Origin of the sequence: Streptomyces montanus, assembly GCF_005786655.1 — a bacterium.
GTDB lineage: Bacteria > Actinomycetota > Actinomycetes > Streptomycetales > Streptomycetaceae > Streptomyces > Streptomyces sporangiiformans.
The window spans coordinates 1-6,457 of the sequence record NZ_VBZC01000103.1 but is presented as its reverse complement, the minus strand read 5'-3'; the positions used below and the strand labels follow the sequence as shown (position 1 = coordinate 6,457).

5 protein-coding genes and 1 pseudogene are annotated in these 6,457 nt (G+C 71.1%); 1 reads left to right on the top strand and 5 read right to left on the bottom strand.

What is annotated here, in order from left to right:
• Nucleotides 1–136: 136 nt before the first annotated feature.
• On the top strand, nucleotides 137–427 hold the full coding sequence (locus tag FE633_RS44730; RefSeq protein WP_138050904.1) for a DUF3303 family protein: 291 nt from the start codon (nucleotides 137–139) through the stop codon (nucleotides 425–427).
• A 24-nt stretch (nucleotides 428–451) separates the two neighbouring features.
• Here FE633_RS44730 and FE633_RS44725 read toward each other — a convergent pair whose 3' ends face one another.
• The 5 genes and pseudogenes from FE633_RS44725 to FE633_RS47630 all read right to left on the bottom strand — a co-directional run.
• Nucleotides 452–1,102, bottom strand: a complete 651-nt coding sequence (locus tag FE633_RS44725; protein WP_138050903.1) for a hypothetical protein — start codon at nucleotides 1,100–1,102, stop codon at nucleotides 452–454.
• A 57-nt stretch (nucleotides 1,103–1,159) separates the two neighbouring features.
• Complete coding sequence (locus tag FE633_RS44720; RefSeq protein WP_138050902.1) at nucleotides 1,160–3,574, bottom strand: dolichyl-phosphate beta-glucosyltransferase; 2,415 nt, start codon at nucleotides 3,572–3,574, stop codon at nucleotides 1,160–1,162.
• Entirely contained in the window at nucleotides 3,571–4,311 is a 741-nt protein-coding gene (locus FE633_RS44715; RefSeq protein WP_138050901.1) for a GntR family transcriptional regulator, read from the bottom strand. The genes FE633_RS44720 and FE633_RS44715 overlap by 4 nt, the downstream gene beginning before the upstream one ends.
• Before the next feature lie 144 nt (nucleotides 4,312–4,455).
• Nucleotides 4,456–5,811, bottom strand: a complete 1,356-nt coding sequence (locus tag FE633_RS44710; protein WP_138050900.1) for an aspartate aminotransferase family protein — start codon at nucleotides 5,809–5,811, stop codon at nucleotides 4,456–4,458.
• 117 nt (nucleotides 5,812–5,928) lie between these two features.
• A pseudogene (locus FE633_RS47630) lies at nucleotides 5,929–6,457 on the bottom strand (hypothetical protein); the annotation flags it as partial.

The window sequence follows — 6,457 nt, the reverse complement described above, 5'->3', positions numbered from 1 at the left end:
AGTCGCCACTCAGAGTAGTCGTCTGTTCACTGCAGCGCGCCCACATGGTCCACATGCCCCACCCTCCCCTCGCAGCGCATACTGGCCAAAGAGTGCAAAACCGGCCATCCCGAACCCCCGACAAGAGGTGAGTGCGATGCGCGTCATGCTCAAGGCGACCCTGGACACCGAGAAGTCGAGCGAGGCCATCAAGGGCGGCAAGCTGCCTGAGCTGCTCAAGGCGACCATGGACAGGATCAAGCCGGAGGCCGCCTACTTCATGCCCGAGGAGGGGCAACGCTCCTGCGTGTTCGTCTTCGACATGCAGGACAGCTCGGAACTGCCGCCCCTCGCCGAGCCCTTCTTCACGCAGCTCGGTGCCAAGGTCGAAGTATCCCCGGTCATGGACCTCGACGACCTGCAGAAGGGGTTGTCGGCGCTTGGCTAGCAGTACGCCGGGCAAGTCCCCCCGTCAGCTGAAGACGATCATCGACCCCTGAGCGAGGCTGCGCGTCGCCGCCGCGTGCAGGCCCAGCCAGACGTGCCGCTCGCGGGCGAAGGGGCTCGCGTCGAAGGGGGCGGGGGCGGCCGGTTCCTCCAACTCCGTGGGCGCCATGGGGGGTTCGGGCGGCAGGGGAGGGTTCGCGGGGTCGATGCCGATCGACGGGGCCACGAACTCCAGCTCACGCAACAGCGTCTGGGACGAGCCCAAGGGGCCCCCGCCCGCCAGCAGTTCGTCGTTCGAGAGCGGGTGGGGGAAGTCGACCGGCACATACGCGCCCGCGTGGTCGTAGTGCCAGACCAGGTGCGACTGCTGGGCCGTCGCCTCGAACATCTCCAGCAACTGCTCGTAGTCACCGCCCAGTTCGTCCACCGGCGTCACCGCCAGCTGGCAGACCTGGAGCAGGTAGGCGCGGCGCAGGAAATGCAGCGCGTCGTAGTCGAAACCAGCGACCGGCGCCACGTCGCCGGACAGCCCCGGCATGTACGCGTACACCGGAACCGGTGGAAGTCCGGCCTCGCTCAGGACCTTGTCGTAGAGCGCGAGTTCCTCGGCGAAGGGGTTGTCGGGGGTGTGGCACAACACGTCGACGAGTGGGACCAGCCACAGGTCACAGGCCAACAGAGAACTCCTCGCGTAGCACGGTGGTCAAAGCAGCGTAATGGGTGCCAGGCCCGGTCAGCCCCCGTCGTGCAGATCCCATACCCACACCCCGCCGACCCACGTCCCCGGGTCCCCCACGAGCTTGTCGACCGTCTCCCGCAGCTGCGCGTCGTTGTGCTGCGGGGCGAGTACCAGGATTCCCGCCTCCCAGTAGGCGAAGTCGCGGCGGGCCTGCGCCCGCCACTCCTCACCGATCACCGGGACCTTGCCCTTGTAGCGAACGTCACGCAGAAGGTTGGAGGTGTGGCGGGGCGAGGCGCCGTAGATGCCGACACGGTCCTCGCCGTACGGGCCGTTGAAGTAACCGCCCGGCAGCTTGAACTCCAGCCCCGCCACCGTCTGCCAGTGCAGTGCCTCCGCGTTGCCGGGGTCGGGCAGCGGCACGGAGACGAGGGACTCGCCTTCGGAGACGTACGACTTCCATGTGCCGTCCGCGATGAAGGGCGGAACCTCCACGCGGTCCACCGTCCTCAGCGGCGCGGGCACGATCGGCAGCAGCGCGACGATGAGGGCCACGAAACCGAGGTACTGGTTGCCGAGGTTCCGCGTGACGGCCAGCCGTTCCACCGCCAGCGCCAGCAGCATCCCCAGCGCCGGCGCGCACACCATCGCCACGCGGCCCTCGATCACCGACTCGAAGAGAGGTTTCTCCGAGAGGAGCGCCCAGGGGCCCGGGAGCACGGCGTCCGTCAGCGGGATACGCACCTTCGGCCCGAGGGACAATAAAGCCGCGGCGATCGCCGTGAAGGCCAGCGCCTTGACCACCGCCCGCTCCCACAGCCGGACCACGACGGCGAAGGCGAACGCGGCGAGCGGCCAGCCGTAGAAGGCGTTCTGCTCGGTCGGGTTCAGGGACAGCGCGTCGGCCGTCTTTTTGTCGCCCGCCAGCAGCGAGCGTTCCGCGAAGGAGAACAGCGCCCGCGGACTGTTGCCCGCGTGGTCGCCGTGCAGCACGTTCTGGTAGCTCTGCGGTCCGAAGAACTGCCAGTACAGGGGTAAGGCGACCAGCGGCAGGCAGACCGCGCCGCCGACCGCCAGCCCGCGCAGCAGCGGACGCCACGCGACTCGGGCCACATCCCGCCGCACCACCGCGTAGCCGAGCGCGAACAGCGCCATCCCCATCGCGGCGAGCAGCAACGGCTCTTCGCCGAGGAAGATCTGGTACGCCGCCATCAGCCCCAGCACCACGCCGTCCCGGACCACCCTCGCGCCCGTGCACAGGCGCAGCGCCCGGTCGATGATCAGCGGGATCATGAACAGGACGACGAAGTTCGGGTGCGCGTTGGCGTGGCTGACCATCGGCGGCGCGAAGGCGGCGAGGGCGGCGCCGGCGAAGGCCCCGCCCCGCTGCCGTACGAGACGTTTGACGATCAGCCAGTACCAGGCGGCGGCCGTCGCGGCCAGGCCCAGGGTCATCACCAGGGCCAGCGTGACCGCCGGGCCGAAGAGCCAGGTCACGGGGGCGAGGGGGACGGACAGGCCGAGCATGACCGTGTTGGCCATGAGGTTCACGCCGCCGGGGAAGCCCTGGAGGTCGGTGAAGAGGGGGTTTCTCAGGTGCGCGAGATTGTCGGCGGAGACCGCGAAGAACCACTCCCACTGGTTCTGGTCCTGGAGCGAGTCGGGGAGGTAGTGGCTGCTCGGGTCGGGCCAGCGGCCCCAGTGGAGGGCCACGGACATCAGCAGGAGCAGGCCCACCGCCAGGATGTCCGCGGGGCGCAGGGAGCGGGATTTCAGGCGGGTGAGGTCGGCGAGCATTCGGCCGTAGTCGAGGGGCCGGACCTTCGAGCCGGACTGGTGGGCCCAGCGCACCGGGACTTCCGCGACCGGCCAGCCGGAGCGGCGGAAGTAGTGGAGTATCTCGACGTCTATGCCCCAGCCGTCGAGGCGGGACGCGGCGAACGCCTCGCGGGCCTGGTCACCGTCGAAGAGCTTGAAGCCGCACTGGGTGTCGCGGATGCCGGGCACCGCGACGCAGCGTATGAGGAAGTTGCCGGTGCGGCCGAGGAGTTCGCGCAGCAGGTGCTGGCGGTTCTCGATGGTCGCGCCGGGGGTGGCGCGCGAGCCGACCGCGGCCGAGAACCCGTCGCTGAGCGCCTTGTCGAGGTGGTCCAACTCCTCGATGGGCGCGGCCAGATCGGCGTCGGTGATCAGCACACGGTGGCCGTACGAGGCGAGGACGCCGAGGCGCAGGGCGCTGCCCTTGCCGCGGTTGCGGGGGCTGGTGACGAGCTTGACGCGATGGTCGGTGACGGCGGCCACGAGGTCGCGCGTACCGTCGGTGGAACCGTCGTCGACGACGATCAGCTCCCAGTCGCCCCGGCGGCCCTCGCTCTCCCGTAAATGGCCGACGATCGCCTCGAGCGTCGGACCGAGCCGCCGTTCCTCGTTGTACGCGGGCACCACGACGGACAGGTCCACCGCGCTCATCCGGCCGCCAGTCCTTCGATGAGGGCGAGGGAGTGCACGTTGTACGCGGTGACGATGGCGTGCGCGGCGTCGGCGTCGCGGCGCGCGAGGGCGTCCACGAGCGCGGTGTGCTCGGCCCAGAGACGGCCGCGCAGGTCCGTCGTCCCGCGCAGGTACTGGACCGCGCACACCCACGTCTGCACGCGCAGGCGGTGCAGGAAGTCGGCGAGGTACGGGTTGCCGAAGAGCAGGCTGAGCTCGCGCCAGAAGCGCAGGTCGTAGCCGATGAGGATGTTCAGGTCACCCGCGCCCGCGGCGCGCTGCGCCTCCTCGCCGCGGCGGCGGATGCCGGCGAGGGTGGCGGCGGTACGCGGGTCGTCGGCGCGCCCGGCGAAGACCTCGCGGGCGGCCCGGCCGACGCCGGCGACATCCGCTTCCTTGTCCAGGAAGCTGTGGAACAGACTGTCGGTGACCAGGCTGCGGGCCTCGATCATGCCCCGGTAGTCGGCCGGCGAGTACTCGTGCACGCGGAAGCCGCGGTGCTGGTCCGCGTCCAGCAGGCCCTGGGCCGACAGATCGACCAGGGCCTCGCGGACGGGGGTCGCGGAGACGCCGTACTGCTCGGCGATCTCCTTGACCGTGAACTCCTGGCCCGGCTGGAGGCGGCCGGCCAGCACCTCGTCGCGGAGCGCGTCCGCGATCTGCTGCCGCAGCGTGCTGCGGGTCACGGCGCCATTGCCGCCACCGGTGCCGGGCATGTGGGTCGTCCTCCCCGATCGGGTCAGTACTCGCTCATGTCTACGAGCACGTCACCTTACGCGTTCGGGTTCCCGGCACCCGGGGGCGCGTCGCTTGTGCGCCCCCTCGTCGCGCGGACGCGGGCGTACGACCGCCCCGTGCTGCTACACCGTGTGTTCGTCGGCCACCGACAGGGCCTCGTCCAGGGCGGCCAGGCCCTCCTTGGCCTCGGACTCGGTGATGTTGCACGGGGGGACGACATGGGTGCGGTTCATGTTGATGAAGGGCCACAGGCCGCGCTTCTTGGCGGCGGCGCCGAAGGCGGCCATGGGGGCGGCCGCCTCGCCGGAGGCGTTGTAGGGGACGAGGGGCTCGCGGGTCTCCCGGTCCCGTACGAGCTCCAGGGCCCAGAAGACGCCGGTGCCGCGCACCTCGCCGACGCTGGGGTGTCGCGCGGCGAGCTCGCGCAGGCCGGGCCCGAGGACGCTCTCGCCGATCCGTGCCGCCTGTCCGACGACGTCCTCCTCCTCCATCACGTTGAGCGTGGCGACGGCGGCGGCACAGGCCAGCGGGTGCCCGGAGTAGGTGAGACCGCCGGGGTAGGGCCTGCGGGCGAAGGTCTCCGCTATGGCGCCGGAGATCGCGACGCCGCCGAGGGGCACGTACCCGGAGTTCACGCCCTTGGCGAAGGTGATCAGGTCCGGTACGACCCCGAAGTGATCGGCGGCGAACCACTCGCCGGTGCGCCCGAAGCCGGCCATGACCTCGTCCAGGACGAAGACGATGCCGTACTGGTCGCAGAGCGCGCGCACGCCCTCCAGATAGCCCGGCGGCGGCACCATGACGCCCGCCGTACCGGGGATGGTCTCCAGGATGATCGCGGCGATCGTGCCCGGGCCCTCGAAGGCGATCGTGTCGGCGAGGTGCTGGAGCGCGCGCTCGCACTCCTGCCGCTCGTTCTCGGCGTGGAAGGGGGAGCGGTAGAGGAACGGCGCCCAGAAGTGCACCACACCGGCCGCGCCGCTGTCGTTGGCCCAGCGGCGCGGGTCGCCGGTGAGGTTGATCGCGGTGGCGGTGGCACCGTGGTAGGAGCGGTAGGCGGAGAGCACCTTGGGGCGGCCGGTGTGGAGCCGCGCCATGCGGGTGGCGTTCTCGACGGCCTCGGCCCCGCCGTTGGTGAAGAAGATCTTGTCGAGATCGCCGGGGGTCCGCCGGGCGATGAGCCGTGCGGCCTCGGACCGTGCCTCGATCGCGAAGGCGGGCGCGAAGGTGGACAGCGTCGCGGCCTGCTCCTGGATCGCGGCGACGACCTTGGGGTGCTGATAGCCGATGTTCGTGAAGACGAGCCCGCTGGAGAAGTCCAGGTACCGCTTGCCGTCGTAGTCCCAGAAGTACGCCCCCTCGGCGCCGGCGACGGCGAGTGGGTCGATGAGCTCCTGCGCGGACCAGGAGTGGAACACATGCGCACGGTCCGCGGCCTTCACGGCGGCGCCGGTCTGGGGGTTGGGCTGAGGGGTCATGCGGGCGAGCGTAGGAGCGCAGGGTGTCGACGCGACATCGGCGTCCTGTCCTGCGGTATGGGGCTGATCGCGACAGTGTGTCGGGTTCGCGGAGCGCACTCTCGAGGGCCGGGCCCGTCAGTCGTCGGTGTCGGGCACGCGCTGGGCCCGCGGCCCGTCCGCCATGCACGTGATCTCGTACGTGAGATCCTCCGCGTCGTCGGCGGTCGGCTCCGCCTCCAGGCGGGCCACCGGCGCGGGCCCCCGCTCGACGTCCTCGTCGAACTGGTACCCGTCGGCCGGGCTCCAGGAGACGAGGTACACGCTCCCGTCGGCACGGCATTCGGCGGTGACGCTGCCGCCGGTGAAGTGCACGGTGTCCCTTCGGGGGGCGTAGGGGGTCTTGGTCGGCCGCGGGGTGGCGGTGGTGGTCGGGGTGGCGCTGGGCGTCGGGGTGGCGCTGGGGGAACCGGTGGGCGCGGCGGAACTCGGGGCGGTCGCGGAACCGTCGGCTGTTCCGGAACCGTGAGCTCTTCCGGAACCGGACGCACCTGGCCCCGCGCCCCGCGCGCCCTCGGCGAGCGCGCGCCGGACCGCCGCGTCGTCCAGGGCCCGTCCGTGCGCGCCGCCGTCCCCGTCCACGCTCGCGAGCTGCCACGCGCCGAGC